Here is a 20,312-nt window from a genome sequence, read left to right as displayed (position 1 = left end):
CAATTCTTCGTTAGAAGATCTCGCTATTTAACTCAAAATTGAATCCATTTTTATTTTATACGTTTTCATTAACACTTTTAAAAAGCTTTGCTAAACCAAAAAAGAAGCTAAATGTCTATTTTTATAATGCATAAACATATTTTAGTTAGCAAATTAAATAATTTAAATTCGTGATCCTAATCACTAAAAAGATCTAATTTTGAATGATTTTAGTTGAAAAAAAGTTCACTTTTTTTATTTTAAAAAATAATAATGTATTGAGATAAAACAGGTTAAATAAATAATTTATACTATTATGATAGATTAAATTATCAACATGATTTTTGTTAAGGCGGGTTTGGAATGTAAGGCAAAAAAAGAGAAATGCCCAGCATTTCCCTTATCTTTAAAATTGAAATTTAATATAGAATTAGATTAACTTTCAGTATCAATTTCTTCGAAACTTTTTACGAGTTCATCAATCGCTTTCATCTGTTTTAAGAAAGGTTCCAGTTTCGCTAATGGCAATGCTGACGGACCATCACATTTTGCGTGATTTGGATCAGGATGTGATTCTAAAAATAGTCCAGCTATACCTACCGCCATACCTGAACGGGCAAGTTCAGTCACTTGACCTCGTCGTCCGCCAGAGGCTGCACCCATAGGGTCACGACATTGGAGTGCATGAGTGACATCAAAAATCACCGGTGAGCCTTTGCTGGCTTTTTTCATGATATTAAAACCAAGCATATCAACGACTAAATTGTCATAACCAAAACAGCTACCGCGATCACAAAGAATCACTTTGTTGTTACCCGCTTCTTCGAATTTTTCCACAATATTCCCCATTTGACCAGGGCTGACAAATTGTGGTTTTTTAACATTAATCACTGCACCTGTTTTTGCCATTGCAACCACTAGATCCGTTTGTCTGGCTAAAAAGGCAGGTAATTGAATGACATCAACCACATCAGCAACGGGTTGACATTGCTCTTCAGTGTGAACATCAGTAATGATTTTTATGCCAAACTGCTGTTTAAGTTCTTGGAAGATTTTTAACCCTTCTTCTAAGCCGGGTCCACGATACGAGTGAATTGATGATCGATTGGCTTTGTCAAAAGATGCTTTGAAAATATAAGGGATATTTAATTTATCCGTTACAGTGACATAATGTTCACAAATTTTCATAGCCAAATCACGTGATTCAAGTACGTTCATACCACCAAATAACACAAATGGTAGATCATTGGCTACGGTAATATCACCAACGTTTACTCTTTTTTGTTTCATCATAAAATTATCCTTGTTAAGGTTTAAACCAGCGACCGAGCGTGACCCTATCATTGCCACTATAGTCGGTGAAAGTTTCAACTAATTGAAATCCGTGTTGTTTAAAAATGGTCTGTACGGCTTCGCCTTGTTTCCAGCCATGTTCGATGAGTAGCCAGCCATATTGATTTAGATGTTTCGTTGCTCCTTGAACAATCAATTTAATATCAGCTAATCCCTCATCTTCAGATACTAAGGCGCTTTTCGGTTCGAATCGAACATCGCCTTGTGATAAATGAATATCTGTGGGTTCGATATAAGGCGGATTACTGGTTATCATTGAAAATTTACGGTTTTTTATTGGTTTATACCAATCACCTTTTAAAAAATAGACGTTATTAACCCCAATCTGGTTGGCATTTTTCTGAGCTAAATTTAAAGCATCATTATTTTTTTCAACGCCAGTAAATAAACAATCTGGGCGTTCAGTTGCCATAGCAATGGCTATGGCACCGGTACCAGTACCAAGATCTAACACTTCACACGGTACTTTAGGTAAATATTCTAAACTAAGCTCAACCAATTTTTCAGTATCGGGTCTTGGGATTAACGTCGCGTTTGACACATTAAACTTCAAAGACCAAAATTCTTTTTCACCCGTAATATAAGCGATAGGCTCACCGGCTTGGCGACGTTTCAAATTTCTATCTAAGGCAATTAGCTCATCATCGGTTAATTTGGTTTCGCTAAATGCCATTAAAAATGTGCGTGTTTTATGTGTGACAAAACTTAATAAAATTTCGGCATCACGCTTAGGACTTTCACTATCAATTAATGTTTGTGAAGCGCCCTTAAGCCATTCTAAATATGTCATTCATCCTGTTCCGATAAAGCTGCAAGTTGGTCTGCTTGATATTCTTGTACAATTGGATCGATTAACATTTCTAGTTTACCTTCCATTACTTCGTCTAAGCGATAGATAGTCAGGTTGATTCGATGATCGGTCACTCGCCCTTGTGGATAGTTATAGGTTCTAATTCTATCTGAGCGATCGCCAGAACCTAAAAGATTACGCCGAGTTGACGCTTCTTCTTGTTGACGTTTACGTATTTCAGCATCCTGAATACGAGCAGCTAACACAGACATGGCTTTGGCTTTATTTTTATGTTGTGAACGTTCATCTTGACACTCAACAACAATTCCCGTTGGCAAGTGGGTAATACGAATAGCTGAATCGGTAGTATTAACGTGCTGACCACCCGCACCCGATGAACGATAAGTATCGATTTTTAAATCGGCTGGATTGATTTCAGGCATTTCCGCTTCAGGGATTTCTGGTAAAACAGCAACAGTACACGCAGAAGTATGAATACGTCCTTGAGACTCTGTTTCAGGCACACGCTGAACACGATGACCACCCGATTCGAATTTTAAGTTACCGTAGACGCCATCGCCACTAATTAGCATAATCACTTCTTTATAGCCACCATGCTCACCCTCATTCGAGCTCATTATTTCAACTCGCCAACGACGTGATTCAGCATAACGGGTATACATTCTAGCTAAATCACCCGCAAAAATCGCCGCTTCATCTCCGCCGGTTCCTGCGCGAACTTCGACAAAACAGTTATAATCATCATTCGGATCTTTTGGTAATAATAATACCTGTAACTGTCTTTCTTGTTCTTCCACTTGTCCTAAAGCTTCATTCAGCTCTTCTTGAGCCATTTCACTCATTTCTGGATCAGAAAGCATCATTTTAGCGGTTTCAATATTTTCTTGAGTTTGCTTCCAGCTAGCAAAACACTTCACTACACCACCTAATTGTGCATATTCTTTAGAAAGTGTGCGAAAGCGATTTTGATCGGCGATTACCGAAGGGTCAGATAATAATGCTTGAACTTCTTCATAACGTTCTTGCAATGTTTCTAACTTACTGATAATTGAAGATTTCATAAATATATAACTTTAACTTAAATTAATAGGATATGCTTAACATTATATACTTAATCACTCGTAAAATATAGCTTAGGCTCATCTTCGTATAGCTTGAACATTTTTGTTAACCTCAAAATTAAGAATCTGAGATAAATTAAAATTAAAAATGTTACACCTGTCACATAAATAGATTTTTGAAGTTTGAAAAATACTCATCAGCCTATAACATCATAAATGTAAACGATATCATTTATTATTTTTTAAGTAGTTACATAAATAATAATTGACATTACTTTTCAATATAATGTTATCGCATACATCCTACAAACAATGAAATAATACAAAACGGTTGAGGGGTTAGTTTTATGAAAAAAATAGTTATATTCAGTTTAATAGGGTTGAGTTCAATGGCCAATGCTGCAATTGAGTGGGATACCCCACAAGGCAAACTTAAACTCTATGGCGATGTTGAAATAAATGTTGATGCTGCAAGTAGCAAGCAACAACTTAGCTCACTAAAAGAAAGTGCCGAGAAAAAAAATAAACCTGCTGATAAAGATCGCTGGGATATTAATGGTCGAATTTTGATAGGTTTAGATGGGTATCGCGAAATAAATGGTCATAATTTTGCGGGTTTTGTGGTACAACCACTGGCTGATCTGGGGGGAGATATGAATTTGGATGATGCGGCTTTTTATTTTGGACAAAAACAAGAATGGAGCATCAAAGTAGGACGTTACGAAGCCTATGATATGTTTCCTCTTGGTCAAGATACTTTTATTGAATATTCAGGCAATACGGCTAATGATATCTATGAAGATGGTTTTGGCTATATTTATATGATGAAAGAAGGTCGCGGACGCAGTAAAAACGGTGGTAGCATCCAATTAAATAAGCCTTTTTTGAATAATTTCAATTTAGAAGTCAATGCGTTAGTCAATAACGGCGAAAAAATGTTTAATAAATCGACCTATCACGGTTATGACATTGAGAAAAAGAAAAATGTAGTATATGTTCGCCCCGTTTTATCTTGGAAAAATAATAGTTTCTCAACCGCCATCGCAGCTGAAACCAATGTGGTAAAAAACGCGTATGGGTATTACGACAAAAATGGTAAATTCCGCGATCAATCACAGCGTACTGGTTATGGCGCAACTTTTTCTTGGAACAGTGAAGGTGATTGGGGGGCGGAAAACAAAGGTCTCAAAATCAATACCAGCTTTGCTTATATGAGTGCCAAAGATGAAAATGACATGACCATCGGTGCCGATATCATCTGGGAAAAAGTTGGGCTAGGTTACTACTATGCCAACAATAATATTAAAAAATTTAATCCAGAAAATAAAATTAAAGATGGGCATATTAATAGCAAAGGCAAATATAAAATTCACACCGTTAATGCCTCTTATTTGATTGATAATGTATTGGATATGGATAATTTTAATATTTATTTAGGTGCTTATTGGTCATTATTAGATAGAAATAAATCACATGGTGATAATACTGATGATCGATACGGTGCTCGTATAAGATTTAAATATTTTTATTAATTAATTACCAGTAATGCAAAGCGAACAGTAATATGACTTCTAAAACAAACCAATTTATTGCAATATATTGGTTTGTTTTTAGGTTATGCATTGATGATTACAAAGAGTATAGTAGCCTATAACAAGTATTAAATAGTATGGATATAACTGAAAAACTAGAGGATTAAATTTATGCACCAAACCATATGGAAACTTGAAAATAGTGTTAAAAATTACGATTGGGGAAGTATTGAGGATATACCTAGATTGTTTGCTATCAAAAATCCAACGAAAAAACCCATTGCTGAAATCTGGATGGGCGCTCACCCAATGGGATGTTCATTGGCTATCGATAATCATCATAAAAAAATCAGACTTGATGATCTTATTAAAAAACATCCTTTAGAAACGTTAGGTGCTAAAACTCATCAACAATATTCTGCTCTTCCCTACTTATTTAAAGTACTATCAGCAAATAAAGCATTATCGATACAAGTACACCCAACTAAGTTAAATGCCGAACAAGGTTTTGCAAAAGAGAATCAATTAGGTATCGCTTTAGATGATCCTAAGCGCAATTATAAAGATCCTAACCACAAACCAGAGCTGATTTATGCTCTAACGCCATTTAAGGCCCTGCGCTCTTTTCGCCCTATTACTGAAATTTTGCAGTTGTTTAAGGAAATTAATGTTACGGCATTAAGCAATGAACTTGAACAATTGCAAAATTATGCAAATGAACAACAATTAAAGCTGTTTTTTCAGGCATTGCTAACACTATCTCCAGAAAGAAAAGAGCAAGCGATTAACCAATTGTTAACTAATATTGAACCGTTTTCAAACGAGCCTTATTTAACCATTAAAACTCTTGCTAAGGATTACCCAAATGATATTGGGGTATTTATGCCATTAATCTTAAATGTTATTGAACTGCAACCAACGCAAGCCATGTTTTTATCCGCTCAAACACCGCATGCTTATTTAAGTGGTACTGGACTTGAAGTGATGGCAAGCTCGGATAATGTATTACGGGCAGGTTTGACCAATAAGCATTTAGATGTCGATGAATTATTGAAAAATACCCAGTTTAATAGCCTTAGTTTAGATAAGTTATTAACTTCGCCTGTTATTCATCAAAATAAAATTGATTTTCCTATTCCTGTTGATGATTTTAAGTTTGAAATTATTGAAAGTGATAATCAAGCAAGAGATGAAAAGGTAACCAGTCCGCAGATACTATTTTGCATTGAGGGCAACATCACTTTAACAACAAAATCGGTAACACTGACACTGATTAAAGGTGAATCAGCTTTTGTCGCCTATAATACAAGAATTTATCGTTATCAAGGTCAAGGCGTATTAGCAAAAGTTTCAAATTAAATAAAAGATATACTTATTTTTTATACTCAAACGTATGGTTAACCTGAAACTTTTTGACAAATTTGGCGACTTAATTATCATTAAATCGTGTCATAAATTATCATTATTCAAAAAGTTTCAGTTTTTGTCGCTTATGACATTTAATGTATTAGCCATCAAATCTTGAGTGTGTTAACTAACGTTTCGAATCAATAACTCGATTCTCTTTTTTATACTCAAACGTATGGTTAACCTGAAACTTTTTGACAGATTTAGCGACTTAATTATTATTAAATCGTGTCATAAATTATCATGATTCAAAAAGTTTCAGATTTTGTTGCTTATGATATTTAACGCATTAGCCATCAAATCTTGAGTGTGTTAACTAATGCTTCGAATCAATAAATCGCTTCTCTTTTTATACTTAACCGTATAGTTAACCTGAAATTTTTTGACAGATTTAGCGGATTTATTATCGTTAAATAGTGTCACGGACTTTTCGTGTTAGCCAAGAATAATGAACCATTAGCATCATCAAACAATCTTTTATTACTCTTTTTCAACAATAAACCGAAGATAATTATGATAATAATTTTACATAATAAAATCTTTCGACTAATATGTAGCAACATAACAAATAAACTACTATCATTATGAATCATATTAATAAAATGCCACGTCATTTGACTATTCAACAAGATCTATTAAAAAAAATACAGTCAGGTGTCTATCCTCAAGGGCAGTTAATACCGAAAGAATGTGAACTTACTGAAATCTATCAAGTCAGTAGACCAACGGTACGTCAAGCAATTCAGCAGTTAGTTAATGATGGTTACCTTGAACGTCGAAAACGCCGAGGCACGATTGTTAAACAACAGAAGATCAGTCAAGAATTTACCCACATTATTGAAAGTTATGATTCCGAGATGAATCGGAAAGGACTTCATCCTAAAACTAAAGTACTTACATTTAAGCTGGATAAAGCTAATGCTGATATTGCCAATAATTTGCAGATAAATGAGTATGAAGATGTCTACAAGCTCGTTCGCCTGCGCTATGCAGAAAGTAAACCTGTGGTATTAGTTACCACTTATTTGCCCGCCAAACTTTTACCTAATTTCATCAATAATGATTTTACTCAGGAAAAACTGTATTCAGTATTACAAAAGATGGACTTTCCTATTTTACAGATTCGTCGCAAACTTGAAGTATTAAAAGCCGACGAAACCACAAGTGATCTATTGGATATAGAAGCAGGCGATCCGATTTTTTATTTCCATTCCATTGCTTTCACTCACGATCGGATCCCCATTGAGTACTCAATTTCTAAATATCGTGGTGATATTAACTCTTTTGTATTTGAACTAAATCATGCAAGTTAACTCACATTTAACAAATTAATGTGAAAAAATTATCCTCGCAATTTAGTTGTTTGCGAGGATAATCAGCATCAAGACAGATAGTATTTAAATAAATTGATGATTAAAGCTCGATCGTATCTTTATTACTTGCTACTAACTCCTGTTTTAGCTCATCAATAATAGCTATGCCTGAACTGGTACCAATTCGTTGTGCACCGGCTGCAATCATTTTTTTGAAAATATCGGCACTGCGTATTCCGCCAGCCGCTTTAACTTTAACTGCATCACCTACCTGATTTTTCATTAATTTAACATCCTCGACAGTGGCGCCTGAAGTGCCAAATCCAGTAGAAGTTTTTATAAAATCAGGTTTAACTTTAACCGCAATTTTACAAAGTGCGATCTTCTCTTCATCGGTTAAATAACAGTTTTCAAAAATAACTTTCGATACCACATTATGTTGTCGACAAATTTTAACTATTTGCGTCATTTCATCTTCAATATATTGTAAATTTCCTGCTTTTAACTCTGAGATATTAATTACATAATCAATTTCGGTTGCACCATTTTCAATAGCATTTTGAGTTTCAAAACATTTTGAAGCAATAGTCGTTTGCCCTAACGGAAAAGCGATGGCAGCACCGATATCAACCCCCGTTCCTTTCAATAGCTGCGCACAAAGCTGTGACTGAACCTGATTGATTGCCACCATTTTAAAATGATAGTTTTTTGCTTCCTGACATAATTTTTCCATCATGGCTTTGGTCGCATCAGGTTTTAAGTTAGTGTGATCAATAAGTTGGCTTAATTGTATCAAAGAATATTTATTCATAATTCCACCTTGTTATTTATATATGTAAAAACATATATTAAAAATATTAACAGTATTGTCAATAACAATAGCCTTTAAAATGTGATAGATATCTCACATTTCGAAAAATAAAACATAATTTATTTGTTATAAAAAAATCAATATGTAAATATATATTTAATAAGTATCGTTTTAAGGGAGGGTGAAAAATAATGAAAATTGTGATCACTTCACATGGAGACTTATGTGAAGGCATTTTAACAAGCTATGCAATGATTGCTGGGGATACATCACATTTTACGGTAGTGAAACTTGATGAGAAAGGGATTAGTGACTTTTCAGTAAGACTAAATAACGTTCTAGATAGTTTACTAACTTCAAATGAATTTGTCATTGTGTTAAGTGACATTGTGGGGGGAACGCCCTATAACGAAACATTTCGTTACCTGCTCGCTAACCCAGATAAAAAAGTATTTTTAATCTCAGGATTAAATTTACCAATGCTGATTCAAGCAGGTAGCGCATCTGAAGATGAATCAGATATTCACGCATTACTTGATTCAATTCTGCAAGCGGGTCAAGACTCAATTTCACTTGCACCAACAGCAATAACGAACAATAACGATTTGGATTTTTAAAAGTTAAATGATAGGAGTAAATAGTTATGGCAATCACATTAACCAGAGTGGATGATCGGGTGATTCATGGTCAAATAATGACCCGTTGGACAAAAGTAAGACCTGTCGATGGCATCTTAGTTGTTGGCGATAATATTGCCGCAGATGACTTACGTAAACGGGTACTAAAAGCGGCGGCTGGCAACTTAAAAATAGGCATTTATACCGTTGCTCAAGGAGTAGAAAAAATCCAGCAAGGCATGGAATCGGCTAAGAATTTTTTTTTAATAAGTGATTCACCTCAAACGTTTGAAAAACTCCTTAAAGCTGGAGCAAAACTCAATCCAGTACTTAATATCGGTTGTATGAATACCAGACCGGATACCAAAGTGTTAGGGCGAACGGTTGCCATTGATGATAAAGACTATCAAGCTTTTGATTATATCGAAAGTCAAGGTATCACCATTGAATTTCAGTTGCTACCCGATGATGAACCGAAAAGCTGGTCAGTTATGAAGAAAAAATATGACACCTTATAGTTTTCAATAATTGAGGAAAACATCATGGAAACACTATTTATCCCAGCCTTGCTTACAGGTATATTCTGTTACTTAGGCGCGATTGAATCACCTTGGTTATTTGGTATGTCAGGAGGATTTTATGTTGTTGGACGTCCTTTGGTTGCAGGTCTTTTAGTTGGTTTAGCCTTTAATGACGTTCAAGCGGGAGTTGCTTGTGGTTTAGCCGTTCAAGCTGTTTTTATTGCCAACTTATCAACAGGTGGCGCAACCAACAGTGAAATTACTTATGCGGCTTATGGCGGTATTGGTCTAGCATTAGCAACGACTAAAGAGCCTGCGGTAGCTGTGACCTTGTCAGTATTTTTAGGGCAAACATTTGGTTTAATCTTCTATAATACGCGAATGGCAGTCTATTCGTTTTGGAATAATAGAGCACAGCAAGCTGCTGAACACAATGATACACGGGGTATCGTTCTTAATCATCTATTCTTTCCACAAATCACTACATTTTTATTAAGAGCAATACCAATATTTTTGGCGATCTTTTATGGTTCAGGTTTAGTGGATTGGTTATTAAATCATGTACCAGAAGTAATAACAAAAATCATCTCAGTATTAGGCGGTGTATTACCTGCATTAGGTATTGCAATGCTAATGAATATTGTCATTAAATCAAAAATTCAGCTTATCTTTTTCTTTGCAGGCTTTGTACTATTAGCATTCGCTGGATTAAGTATGGTTGCGTTAGTGTTTATTTCCGCTTTAGTTGCTTATTTATACTATATGGCAATCAATAAACCCGCTGCATCAGCAATCAAAGAGTCGAATAATTCAACCTCAAATTCTGATGTATTTGAAGATGATGATCTATTTTGATAGGAGAATTAACAATGGATAAAGCAATTAATAACCAATCAAAATTGACTAAAAAAGAGTTACGTCAAATTTGGTATCGATGGGGTTTTACACATCTATCTTCAATGAGCTATGAAAAATTACAAGCTCACGCTTGGGCGTTTTCTTATATTCCGTTTGCCGAAAAATATTACAAACATGATCCCGAAGCAAAACGCCGTTTATTAACCCGGCATTCAATGTTTTACAATACCGAACCGCAAACGGGACAAATCATCAATGGGATTGTCGCCTCTATGGAAGAAGAGATAGCTTTAGGACACAACGTTCCTGAAGAATTACCGGTTAATATCAAAGCAACGTTAATGGGACCATTAGCGGGAATTGGTGATTCATTAATTCAAGGCATCATTGTTCCTATTTTGTTATCCATTGCAATGGGTATGGCAGCAGGAGGAAATGCTATAGGTCCAATCTTCTATATTTTATCATATGGTATTTTAGGACCATTGATTTCTTACATCAGCTTCCATTACGGTTATAAACTTGGTGTAAATGCCATTGATAATATTATTGGTGATAATGTAAAACGCATTACAGATGCCTTTAATGTTCTTGGTATTATGGTGGTGGGAGGACTTGCCGCAGGGAATATTGTGCTTAATTCAGAACTAGAAATTCCGATGGGTGAAAGCATGCGTTCATTACAAAGTGTACTGGATGGTATATTTCCTAAAATTCTACCATTAACTATGGTATTACTGGCTTGGTGGCTCGTGTCAGCCAAACAGATGAGCGCGACCAAAGTCATTTTGATCCTAACGGCCATTACTTCTGTGGGTGTCGTGATTGGTATATTTTAGTTCAATTAATTCTAAATTGAGTGATGAATAAACGCTTTCATTACAACCATCTCATATAAATTAAGGGAATTACGACTGATTCCCTTAGCTACTTCTGATTATATAAAAAATGTGTGAAAACCGTCCTAAATAATTATTTTGAGCGTTCATAATTGAATCGCTCAAAGTATTATAGGAATATTTAAGAAAGAATAAACTATTAGATAACTGTTTACCAACCTTAGGGATATACTAAGGAAAGAAATTAACGCTTTAAACAACAAGGGTTAGTTAATGACACCAAGATCTATTTTCAACTTCTTTTTGAATTTTATAAAAGTCTTTTATACTCATAATTTCATTCACAATAATTATTATTTTTAATAATAAAATAGATAATTGTCATTCATCCATGTTAATAAAATAATTTTAGGTTTGAGAGAATTCGATTGATATGTTCCTTGTCGTTTTAATCTTCGTACTTTTCTGTTAGTTTTTTTCCTTAAATCAATCCTTGTTAGTTTTTCTAGGTTTAGTGCTTTAAATATCTGTTCAGCAATTTTGACTTTTGTTGTTAAACTGTCTTTTATTGCCATATATAAACCTAAAGTTGTAACACTACCGAAAAAAAATGTGGAAAATGAAATGTATCTTTTATATTCTTTATTTAATGTCAATACGCTATCCAAGTCATTATAGTGTATATAGAAGCCAGTCATTACTAGCGATATTATTAATAAAGTAATAATAGCTCGGGGAAAAGTATAAAAGAAATAGGCCCAGCGCCCTCTAAAACAGTTTGGACAGACACTGATTATTCGTTCGTCTGGCTTTGCAATGGCATACAGTTCGTAGTGGTCGTTTTGCCATTCAACTACTACTTCAACTTCATCTCCTGCTTCAAACGGGCAATCACCTACCCAACCTCGATAAATCTCATTATTAATCTGTACATTGACAAAATTAGCTTTACGCGAAAGAGGCTCAACATATGCACCGCCCGTCAAACCATATTGACCACGTAATGTACCAAGAATTGCGCCTATTTTTGCCCCTTCGTGCATTTTTTGAATACTCTTTTTTACATGCTCATAAGACTCAATTTCAAATCCTGCTTTTTCTACTTCTTTATCAATTCGCTCTATCTTGCCTCGAATTGCAATAAATTCATTGCCCCAACAGGGTAAAACAGGTTTCGTTGGCTGATGACGCCAAGATCTATCTTCAACTTCTTTTTGAATTTTATAAAAGTCTTTTATGCTCATAATTTCATTCACAATAATTATTATTTTTAGTAATAAAATAGATAATTATCATTCATCCATGTTAATAAAATAATTTTAGGTTTGAGAGAATTTAATTGATATGTTCCTTGTCGTTTTAATCTTCGTACTTTTCTGTTAGTTTTTTTCCTTAAATCAATCCTTGTTAGTTTTTCTAGGTTTAGTGCTTTAAATATCTGTTCAGCAATTTTGACTTTTGTTGTTAAACTGTCTTTTATTGCCATATATAAACCTAAAATAGCAATGAAACCCATATTATATGCTATAACCAATACCCTATTCAGAAAAGATTTGTTCAATGATAATAATTCATCAATACTATTATACATGAAAAAGGTTATCACAAGAAGAGATATAAACCATATAATTATTGTACGAGGAAAAGTGTAAAAGAAATAGGCCCATCGCCCTCTAAAACAGTTTGGACAGACACTGATTATTCGTTCGTCTGGTTTTGCAATGGCATACAATTCGTAGTGGTCGTTTTGCCATTCAACTACTACTTCAACTTCATCACCAGCTTCAAACGGGCAATCACCCACCCAACCTCGATAAATCTCATTATTAATCTGTATATTGACAAAATTAGCTTTAATACGAGCTGGTTCAACATATGCACCGCCCGTCAAACCATATTGACCACGTAATGCACCAAGAATTGCGCCTATTTTTGCTCCTTCGTGCATTTTTTGAATACTCTTTTTTACATGCTCATAAGACTCAATTTCAAATCCTGCTTTTTCTACTTCTTTATCAATTCGCTCTATCTTGCCTCGAATTGCAATAAATTCATTGCCCAAACAAGGTAAGACAGGTTTCGTTGGCTGATGACGCCAAGATCTATCTTCAATTTCTTTCTGGATTTTATAAAAGTCTTTTATGCTCATAGGTTGTATCTCTTTTAATTTAGTATCTCCTTAACTGCTCTATTTTGGGTTAATCACGAAAGACATTGCCACCATCTTCCCGACGTAACAGTTGCCAAGTTACATCGTTATAGACTTGTTGCGTTTCACTATCAATAAATGGCTCAACTTTATGACCTTGGATTAACTCCCGATACTCAATCTTGCCATTGATTTTGGCAGAATAAACGCCCGTATGTGGGCATAATTGACCGGTTTGAATGCTAATTCGAACCTTTGAATCCATATTAATAATCTGCGCTGATTGTGGTTCATGACTTACTGCAATATCCGTTGCTTCGACATCATCAAACCGACATTGCCACTCTTTTGATGTTCGTTTGTTAAAACGAACTTCACCGTTTATTGAGCCAAAACCTAATGAGGCAATTTCTGGTGCTCGTGCGGGTTTTAATAAAGCATTAACATTGACATAGTGCTTAGGATAGGGGTTGCTTGCTACATCACCGAGCTCAGGCACTTCACCTGCTCGAACAACCACACCTCCTGCGTAAGGATAAAAACGGATCTCGTTATCACTATTACGCTCTTTTAATGCCTCAAGACTGCCTAATTTATCGGTTATAAGTTGGTCACTGAGTATGGTTAACCAGTTGATACATTTAAAACCTTCTCTAAGGTGTTCATCGTCTTCATCGTTAGAAATGTCTAATCCCAAAAACTGATGCGCCAGTTCATACTCTAAATATTGATAATCGTAATACTCATGACTATGTTGGATGCCTAATCCAAAAAATCCATGCATTGGCTGTAATATTTCGCTTATCTGTTGATTTAACGCTATTAATTGCTCTACGCCAAACTCTTTAAGTTCCGATATAGGTAAATAGAGTTGAACATAAGTTATATCCTGATGTAATTTTTCATACCACTCTGGTTTTGAAAAGGTCTCAATAAAATATTCTGGAACAAACTCTAAATTATCAACATTACTCCAATAAAAATTTAATGTCTCAAAAGCATAGTTATTAATAAGCTCTTGCTTTTTATCTATACTGAACTTTTGATATGGATGCAGTTGGTTAGGGTTTCCATCAAAAAAAACCAAACTTTAGCTTATCGCCCCAATATTTATCATATAGTGCCAAAACCTGACCGATTGCTTAGCGCTTTTCAGGTAGATAACCTTGGTCTAAATAATAACACCCTACCAAGCCTGTTTTTATTGCATCTTCAATATTATTCGGATCTAAATAATGACCATAGGTAAATCTGTTATAGTTTTCCTGATATTCATCTAATAACTTTTGTAATTTATTTTTCATTAATTGCTCTGTTTTGGGTTAATCACGATAGACATTTCCACCATCTTCCCGACGTAACAGTTGCCAAGTTACATCGTTATAGACTTGTTGCGTTTCACTATCAATAAATGGCTCAACTTTATGGCCTTGGATTAACTCCCGATATTCAACCTTACCATTGAACTGGGCAGAATAAACGCCAGTATGTGGGCATAATTGACCGGTTTGTATGCTAATCCGAACCTTTGAATCCATATTAATAATCTGCGCTGATTGTGGCTCATGACTTACGGTTATATCCGTTGCTTCGACATCATCAAACCGACATTGCCACTCTTTTGAGGTACGATTATTAAAACGAATTTCACCGTTTATTGAACCAAAACCTAATGAGGCAATTTCTGGTGCTCGTGCGGGTTTTAATAAAGCATTAACATTAACATAGTGCTTAGGATAGGGGTTTCTTGCTACATCACCCAGCTCAGGCACTTCACCTGCCCGAACAACCACACCTCCGGTGTAAGGATAAAAACGGATCTCGTTATCACTATTACGCTCTTTTAACGTCTCAAGACTGCCTAATTTATCGGCTATAAGTTGGTCACTGAGTATGGTTAACCAGTTGATACATTTAAAACCTTCTCTAAAGTGTTCATCGGCTTCATCGTTAGAAATATCTAAACCCAAAAATTGATGTGCCAGTTCATACTCTAAATATTGATAATCGTAATACTCATGACTATGCTGGATACCTAATCCAAAAAATCCATTCATTGGCTGTAATATTTCGCTGATCTGTTGATTTAACGCTATTAATTGCTCGGCACCAAACTCTTTAAGTTCGGATATGGGTAAATAAATTTGAACAAAACTTATGTCCTGATGTAATTTCTCATACCATTCTGCTCTTGAATAGGCATTACATAAATATTCTGGAACAAACTCTAAATCATCAACATTACTCCAATAAAAACAAATATTATCTGTTCCTGCTAGATTAATTTGATTAATTTTTTCATATAATGTTGTTTGTGTATAAGAAATTAGATTATTTGGTTCACCGTCAATATATCCAAACTTTAGCTTATCACCCCAATATTTATCATATAGTGCCAAAATCTGACCGATTGCTTGGCGCTTTTCAGGTAGATAACCCTGATCTAAATAATAACACCCTACCAAACCTGTTTTTATTGCATCTTCAATATTATTGGGATCTAAATAATGACCATAGGTAAATCTGTTATAGTTTTCCTGATATTCATCTAATAACTTTTGTAATTTATTTTTCATTCACTGCTCAGCCTTGGGTTAATCACGATAGACATTTCCACCATCTTCCCGACGTAACAGTTGCCAAGTTACATCGTTATAGACTTGTTGCGTTTCACTATCAATAAATGGCTCAACTTTATGACCTTGAGTTAACTCCCGATACTCTACCTTACCATTGATCTGGGCAGAATAAACGCCAGTATGTGGGCATAATTGACCGGTTTGAATGCTAATTCGAACCTTTGAATCCATATTAATAATCTGCGCTGATTGTGGCTCATGACTTACTGCAATATCCGTTGCTTCGACATCATCAAACCGACATTGCCACTCTTTTGATGTTCGTTTGTTAAAACGAACTTCACCGTTTATTGAGCCAAAACCTAATGAGGCAATTTCTGGTGCTCGTGCGGGTTTTAATAAAGCATTAACATTAACATAGTGCTTAGGATAGGGATTTCTTGCTACATCACCGAGCTCAGGCACTTCACCTGCCCGAACAACCACACCTCCGGCGTAAGGATAAAAACGGATCTGGTTATCACTATTACGCTCTTTTAATGCCTCAAGACTGCCTAATTTATCGGTTATAAGTTGGTCACTGAGTATGGTTAACCAGTTGATACATTTAAAACCTTCTCTAAGGCGCTTATCAGCTTGAACATTAGAAATGTCTAGACCCAAAAACTGATGTGCCAGTTCATACTCTAAATATTGATAATCGTAATACTCATGACTATGCTGGATACCTAATCCAAAAAATCCATGCATTGGCTGTAATATCTCACTGATTTGTTGATTTAACGCTATTAATTGCTCTACGCCAAACTCTTTAAGTTCGGATATGGGTAAATAGAATTGAACATAACTTATTTCTTGATGTACCTTCTCATACCATTCTGCTCTTGAATAGGCATTGCATAAATATCCTGGAACGAACTCTAAATCATCAACATTACTCCAATAAAAACAAATATTATCTGTTCCTGCTAGATTAATTTGATTAATTTTTTCATGTAATGTTGTTTGTGTATAAGAAATTAGATTATTTGGTTCACCGTCAATATATCCAAACTTTAGCTTATCACCCCAATATTTATCATATAGCGCCAAAACCTGACCTATTGCTTGGCGCTTTTCGGGTAGATAACCCTGATCTAAATAATAACACCCTACCAAGCCGGTTTTTATTGCATCTTCAATATTATTGGGATCTAAATAATGACCATAGGTAAATCTGTTATAGTTTTCCTGATATTCATCTAATAACTTTTGTAATTTATTTTTCATTCACTGCTCAGCCTTGGGTTAATCACGATAGACATTTCCACCATCTTCCCGACGTAACAGTTGCCAAGTTACATCGTTATAGACTTGTTGCGTTTCACTATCAATAAATGGCTCAACTTTATGACCTTGGGTTAACTCCCGATACTCAACCTTACCATTGATCTGGGCAGAATAAACGCCCGTATGTGGGCATAATTGACCGGTTTGAATGCTAATTCGAACCTTTGAATCCATATTAATAATCTGCGCTGATTGTGGTTCATTACTTACTGTAGTATCCGTTGCTTCGACATCATCAAACCGACCTTGCCACTCTTTTGAAGTTCGTTTGTTAAAACGAATTTCACCGTTTATTGAACCCAAACCTAGTGAAAGAATTTCTGGTGCTCGTGCGGGTTTTAATAAAGCATTAACATTGACATAGTGCTTAGGATAGGGGTTGCTTGCTACATCACCCAACTCAGGCACTTCGCCTGCCCGAACAATCACACCTCCGGCGTAAGGATAAAAACGGATCTCGTTATCATTATTATGCTCTTTTAACGCCTCAAGACTGCCTAATTTATCGGTTATAAGTTGGTCACTGAGTATGGTTAACCAGTTGATACATTTAAAACCCTCTCTAAGGTGCTCATCACCTTCAACATTAGAAATATCTAAACCCAAAAACTGATGAGCCAGTTCATACTCTAAATATTGATAATCGTAATACTCATGACTATGCTGGATACCTAATCCAAAAAATCCATGCATTGGTTGTAATATTTCGCTGATTTGTTGATTTAACGCTATTAATTGCTCTACGCCAAACTCTTTAAGTTCGGATATGGGTAAATAGAGTTGAACATAAGTTACGTCTGGATATAATTTTTCATACCACTCTGGTTCTGAAAAAGTTTTAATTAGATATTCTGGAACAAACTCTAAATTATCAACATTACTCCAATAAAAATTCAATACATCTAATGCATAATTATTAATAAGATCTTGTTTTTTATCTATACTTAATTTTTGATAAGGATGCAGTTGGTTAGAATTTCCATCAAAAAAACCAAACTTTAGCTTATCGCCCCAATATTTATCATATAGCGTCAAAACCTGACCTATTGCTTGGCGCTTTTCGGGTAGATAACCCTGATCTAAATAATAACACCCTACCAAGCCGGTTTTTATTGCATCTTCAATATTATTGGGATCTAAATAATGACCATAGGTAAATCTGTTATAGTTTTCCTGATATTCATCTAATAACTTTTGTAATTTATCTTGCATGGTATATCCTATAATTAAGTGTGCCTAGTGGTTATCAATTGCTTTCAAAATCTGTTGGTTCATCGCCGGGAGTAAAATAGTAATAAAACTGTTGTCGATATGGATAGTAATGAATTTTATAATAGTTTTTATCCAACCGAAATCTGTCCTTATTTTGCTTAGCTTCGGCAGAATCATCTATATATCCTATCTTTGTGTTTATTTTATCAAAGTCTAAATTCTGCTGATAACGATAATCAATTTCAATAAGGCGATCATCTTCATATTTAAGCTTTTCTTGCTCATTAAATTCTGGATAATAGGTAAGCTGTCCATTGCGTTCTAATACATAATTATTAGTCATTCCCTGCTCGGCTGCTAATGGCAAAGATGTTGCTCCAATGGTTGCTACCGTGGCTTTTGTTATTGGGGTAAACTCTATGACTTTAGCCCCACTACGAACTACTGTTGTTGTAGTTGCTATTTCGGTAACGGAGGTTCCAGCAACGAAAGTACCAGCCATTGCGGACATGCTTGCAATGCCAACTGAAGCTAATGGATAGTTAACAATCATCTCATGCCGTTGTTCATAACGTTGCCAAGCTTCGGCATATCTTTTTTGGTTGGAATCATCAATTGCCACTAATTGTGGACGGCTATACTCAATCTCTTGTTGTTTAACCCATTTAATAATATGCTTGTATATAGCATCATATTCAAGCTGCATGCGCTGTTCAATGCTAAGTACTGATTTGGTATTGGCCATAGCGGTTTCGCCAACAGTTTGATAAAGTGGTTCTTTTTTAGCCTTGGTAAGCATCTCTTCTTCTTTATCTTTGCTATTACGAAATTCACATTGTTTTAACGTCATTAAGCGAAATTTATCGGTATCATATCCCGCTATTCTTAAATAAGCTCTAAACTGCAACTCAGTAAGACTATCCCCAGGAAATTTTATTTCAATAACAGTATTAATATTATCAGGATGGTAACCTTTTTCACCGGTTAAAGTATGATCCTTTTTTTTAATTACGTCAGGAATTCGGATCATACCTCGTCCATTTGGGAATCGCTCATTTGCTTTCTCAGGATCGAGTGTTCGATATCCTTTTTCAATGTCATTATCACGACTTCTTTTTAGCGATAGCTCGTTTTCAAGTGTTGTTTTATTAACCATAGAATCAACCACGTTAACGCCACCAAAATCAAATTGATAACCTCCTGTTGGGTCACCATATATATTTGTTTCGCGGTATTCACGATAGATCATTTGATATTTCGATACGGGCCAATAACTTGGTCGAGACGGTTCACTTTTACTCATTAATGGAGTTGGAGGGTTAGTGGTCATGTTGTATCCTACCTCACCACAATATGGGAATTGATACCCAAAATTTGCAGCATCTTGCCTAATCCACATGGTTACTTGTCGTTGATATCGTGGCGTATTATTTGTTTTACAAATATAGGGAGAATTTTTTGCTGCTTGCATTTTATTACATAAATAAAAAATATCGACAGCATTATCTACTAATAAAACTGTACCTAATTCGGATGCATCACGACGAGTTGTGGCAGTACTGCGCCCTGCAGTTGTTGGTTTTGCGGTTTTTTTATTACTCATTCCATTCATTGTTTTTTATCCTAACTATCATTAAAATCGAGCTTTACTCGCTTACCTGTTGCTATATGTCTTGCTTCGAACGTATTTTGTGATTTTTTCTCAAGAGCCTTACCGACAATTGTTTCTGGATTCTCAGTAAATATTCGTCGGGTATGTCCTTTTGCATCTGTGATACCACTAACAATTTGTCCTGGATAGGCTACACTAATTAGTACCAATTTTATAAGGTCATTGTTATGATAAACCAACAATAAAAAAAGGTAACAATAATGACAATCAATTTAACCCGAAGAGAAAAACGCAGCTTTACTAACGAGTTCAAAAAACAGATGGTAATG

20 protein-coding genes are annotated in these 20,312 nt (G+C 35.1%); 7 read left to right on the top strand and 13 right to left on the bottom strand.

Annotated elements, in window-relative coordinates; genetic code table 11:
* Positions 1-414: 414 nt before the first annotated feature.
* Genes kdsA through prfA form a run of 3 tightly spaced genes read right to left on the bottom strand, consistent with a single transcriptional unit; the run spans position 415 to position 3,204 of the window.
* The gene (gene kdsA, locus H3S88_RS05210) at positions 415-1,269 is read right to left on the bottom strand and encodes a 3-deoxy-8-phosphooctulonate synthase (RefSeq protein WP_086308427.1); all 855 of its coding nucleotides are present in this window, start codon (positions 1,267-1,269) and stop codon (positions 415-417) included.
* A gap of 16 nt (positions 1,270-1,285) precedes the next feature.
* Complete coding sequence (gene prmC, locus H3S88_RS05205; RefSeq protein WP_039126859.1) at positions 1,286-2,122, bottom strand: peptide chain release factor N(5)-glutamine methyltransferase; 837 nt, start codon at positions 2,120-2,122, stop codon at positions 1,286-1,288.
* Positions 2,119-3,204 carry a peptide chain release factor 1 gene (gene prfA / locus H3S88_RS05200; RefSeq protein ID WP_039126855.1) on the bottom strand — a complete coding sequence of 362 codons (1,086 nt, stop codon included), beginning with the start codon at positions 3,202-3,204 and terminating at the stop codon, positions 2,119-2,121. The genes prmC and prfA overlap by 4 nt, the downstream gene beginning before the upstream one ends.
* Before the next feature lie 347 nt (positions 3,205-3,551).
* On the opposite strand from prfA, the gene H3S88_RS05195 reads away from it, so the two are divergent.
* From H3S88_RS05195 to H3S88_RS05185, 3 genes are all read left to right on the top strand, one after another.
* On the top strand, positions 3,552-4,736 hold the full coding sequence (locus tag H3S88_RS05195; RefSeq protein ID WP_039126852.1) for a carbohydrate porin: 1,185 nt from the start codon (positions 3,552-3,554) through the stop codon (positions 4,734-4,736).
* 171 nt (positions 4,737-4,907) lie between these two features.
* Positions 4,908-6,095, top strand: a complete 1,188-nt coding sequence (manA, locus tag H3S88_RS05190; protein ID WP_198227890.1) for a mannose-6-phosphate isomerase, class I — start codon at positions 4,908-4,910, stop codon at positions 6,093-6,095.
* A gap of 632 nt (positions 6,096-6,727) precedes the next feature.
* Positions 6,728-7,456, top strand: coding sequence for a GntR family transcriptional regulator (locus H3S88_RS05185; protein WP_039126847.1), 729 nt, complete (start codon positions 6,728-6,730; stop codon positions 7,454-7,456).
* Positions 7,457-7,556: 100 nt separating this feature from the next.
* On the opposite strand, the gene deoC is transcribed toward H3S88_RS05185, so the two are convergent.
* Entirely contained in the window at positions 7,557-8,267 is a 711-nt protein-coding gene (deoC, locus tag H3S88_RS05180) for a deoxyribose-phosphate aldolase (protein WP_198227892.1), read from the bottom strand.
* Positions 8,268-8,458: 191 nt separating this feature from the next.
* Here deoC and H3S88_RS05175 point away from each other — a divergent pair, with 191 nt between their 5' ends.
* From H3S88_RS05175 to H3S88_RS05160, 4 genes are read left to right on the top strand one after another with little or no spacing between them, the layout of a single operon-like run.
* A complete protein-coding gene (locus H3S88_RS05175; protein WP_198227894.1) occupies positions 8,459-8,884 on the top strand; it encodes a PTS sugar transporter subunit IIA in 426 nt (141 codons plus the stop codon).
* 26 nt (positions 8,885-8,910) lie between these two features.
* The gene (locus H3S88_RS05170; protein ID WP_025315142.1) at positions 8,911-9,402 is read left to right on the top strand and encodes a PTS sugar transporter subunit IIB; all 492 of its coding nucleotides are present in this window, start codon (positions 8,911-8,913) and stop codon (positions 9,400-9,402) included.
* 24 nt (positions 9,403-9,426) lie between these two features.
* Positions 9,427-10,260 carry a PTS sugar transporter subunit IIC gene (locus tag H3S88_RS05165; RefSeq protein WP_039126835.1) on the top strand — a complete coding sequence of 278 codons (834 nt, stop codon included), beginning with the start codon at positions 9,427-9,429 and terminating at the stop codon, positions 10,258-10,260.
* A 14-nt stretch (positions 10,261-10,274) separates the two neighbouring features.
* A complete protein-coding gene (locus H3S88_RS05160; protein WP_025315140.1) occupies positions 10,275-11,102 on the top strand; it encodes a PTS system mannose/fructose/sorbose family transporter subunit IID in 828 nt (275 codons plus the stop codon).
* Between the two features lie 359 nt (positions 11,103-11,461).
* Here the strand turns inward: H3S88_RS05160 and H3S88_RS05155 are convergent, their stop codons facing one another.
* Genes H3S88_RS05155 through H3S88_RS05115 form a run of 9 tightly spaced genes read right to left on the bottom strand, consistent with a single transcriptional unit; the run spans position 11,462 to position 20,192 of the window.
* On the bottom strand, positions 11,462-12,346 hold the full coding sequence (locus H3S88_RS05155) for a putative type VI secretion system effector (protein ID WP_198227896.1): 885 nt from the start codon (positions 12,344-12,346) through the stop codon (positions 11,462-11,464).
* Between the two features lie 26 nt (positions 12,347-12,372).
* Entirely contained in the window at positions 12,373-13,251 is an 879-nt protein-coding gene (locus H3S88_RS05150; RefSeq protein WP_198227898.1) for a putative type VI secretion system effector, read from the bottom strand.
* Between the two features lie 49 nt (positions 13,252-13,300).
* A complete protein-coding gene (locus tag H3S88_RS05145) occupies positions 13,301-14,338 on the bottom strand; it encodes a type VI immunity family protein (RefSeq protein WP_198227900.1) in 1,038 nt (345 codons plus the stop codon).
* Between the two features lie 55 nt (positions 14,339-14,393).
* Positions 14,394-14,555, bottom strand: coding sequence for a hypothetical protein (locus tag H3S88_RS05140; RefSeq protein WP_198227902.1), 162 nt, complete (start codon positions 14,553-14,555; stop codon positions 14,394-14,396).
* A gap of 18 nt (positions 14,556-14,573) precedes the next feature.
* On the bottom strand, positions 14,574-15,827 hold the full coding sequence (locus H3S88_RS05135) for a type VI immunity family protein (RefSeq protein ID WP_198227904.1): 1,254 nt from the start codon (positions 15,825-15,827) through the stop codon (positions 14,574-14,576).
* Between the two features lie 18 nt (positions 15,828-15,845).
* The gene (locus H3S88_RS05130) at positions 15,846-17,099 is read right to left on the bottom strand and encodes a type VI immunity family protein (protein ID WP_198227906.1); all 1,254 of its coding nucleotides are present in this window, start codon (positions 17,097-17,099) and stop codon (positions 15,846-15,848) included.
* 18 nt (positions 17,100-17,117) lie between these two features.
* Entirely contained in the window at positions 17,118-18,371 is a 1,254-nt protein-coding gene (locus H3S88_RS05125) for a type VI immunity family protein (protein WP_198227908.1), read from the bottom strand.
* A 34-nt stretch (positions 18,372-18,405) separates the two neighbouring features.
* Entirely contained in the window at positions 18,406-19,974 is a 1,569-nt protein-coding gene (locus H3S88_RS05120) for a hypothetical protein (RefSeq protein ID WP_198227910.1), read from the bottom strand.
* Positions 19,975-19,994: 20 nt separating this feature from the next.
* Complete coding sequence (locus H3S88_RS05115; RefSeq protein ID WP_198227912.1) at positions 19,995-20,192, bottom strand: hypothetical protein; 198 nt, start codon at positions 20,190-20,192, stop codon at positions 19,995-19,997.
* Positions 20,193-20,312: the final 120 nt, after the last annotated feature.

The organism is Gilliamella sp. B14448G11, assembly GCF_016101765.1.
Taxonomy (GTDB): Bacteria; Pseudomonadota; Gammaproteobacteria; order Enterobacterales; family Orbaceae; genus Gilliamella; species Gilliamella apicola_N.
Note: the sequence above shows the minus strand (reverse complement) of the source record. Positions and strands in the feature narration are given on the sequence as shown.

Coding starts and splice junctions, on each gene's coding strand:
- prfA (WP_039126855.1), bottom strand. CDS start 3,204: ATGAAATCTTCAATTATCAGTAAGTTAGAAACATTGCAAGAACGTTAT.
- H3S88_RS05150 (WP_198227898.1), bottom strand. CDS start 13,251: ATGAGCATAAAAGACTTTTATAAAATCCAGAAAGAAATTGAAGATAGA.
- H3S88_RS05140 (WP_198227902.1), bottom strand. CDS start 14,555: ATGAAAAATAAATTACAAAAGTTATTAGATGAATATCAGGAAAACTAT.
- H3S88_RS05120 (WP_198227910.1), bottom strand. CDS start 19,974: ATGAGTAATAAAAAAACCGCAAAACCAACAACTGCAGGGCGCAGTACT.
- H3S88_RS05125 (WP_198227908.1), bottom strand. CDS start 18,371: ATGCAAGATAAATTACAAAAGTTATTAGATGAATATCAGGAAAACTAT.
- kdsA (WP_086308427.1), bottom strand. CDS start 1,269: ATGAAACAAAAAAGAGTAAACGTTGGTGATATTACCGTAGCCAATGAT.
- H3S88_RS05170 (WP_025315142.1), top strand. CDS start 8,911: ATGGCAATCACATTAACCAGAGTGGATGATCGGGTGATTCATGGTCAA.
- H3S88_RS05185 (WP_039126847.1), top strand. CDS start 6,728: ATGAATCATATTAATAAAATGCCACGTCATTTGACTATTCAACAAGAT.
- manA (WP_198227890.1), top strand. CDS start 4,908: ATGCACCAAACCATATGGAAACTTGAAAATAGTGTTAAAAATTACGAT.
- H3S88_RS05160 (WP_025315140.1), top strand. CDS start 10,275: ATGGATAAAGCAATTAATAACCAATCAAAATTGACTAAAAAAGAGTTA.
- deoC (WP_198227892.1), bottom strand. CDS start 8,267: ATGAATAAATATTCTTTGATACAATTAAGCCAACTTATTGATCACACT.
- H3S88_RS05165 (WP_039126835.1), top strand. CDS start 9,427: ATGGAAACACTATTTATCCCAGCCTTGCTTACAGGTATATTCTGTTAC.
- H3S88_RS05135 (WP_198227904.1), bottom strand. CDS start 15,827: ATGAAAAATAAATTACAAAAGTTATTAGATGAATATCAGGAAAACTAT.
- prmC (WP_039126859.1), bottom strand. CDS start 2,122: ATGACATATTTAGAATGGCTTAAGGGCGCTTCACAAACATTAATTGAT.
- H3S88_RS05130 (WP_198227906.1), bottom strand. CDS start 17,099: ATGAAAAATAAATTACAAAAGTTATTAGATGAATATCAGGAAAACTAT.
- H3S88_RS05195 (WP_039126852.1), top strand. CDS start 3,552: ATGAAAAAAATAGTTATATTCAGTTTAATAGGGTTGAGTTCAATGGCC.
- H3S88_RS05155 (WP_198227896.1), bottom strand. CDS start 12,346: ATGAGCATAAAAGACTTTTATAAAATTCAAAAAGAAGTTGAAGATAGA.
- H3S88_RS05175 (WP_198227894.1), top strand. CDS start 8,459: ATGAAAATTGTGATCACTTCACATGGAGACTTATGTGAAGGCATTTTA.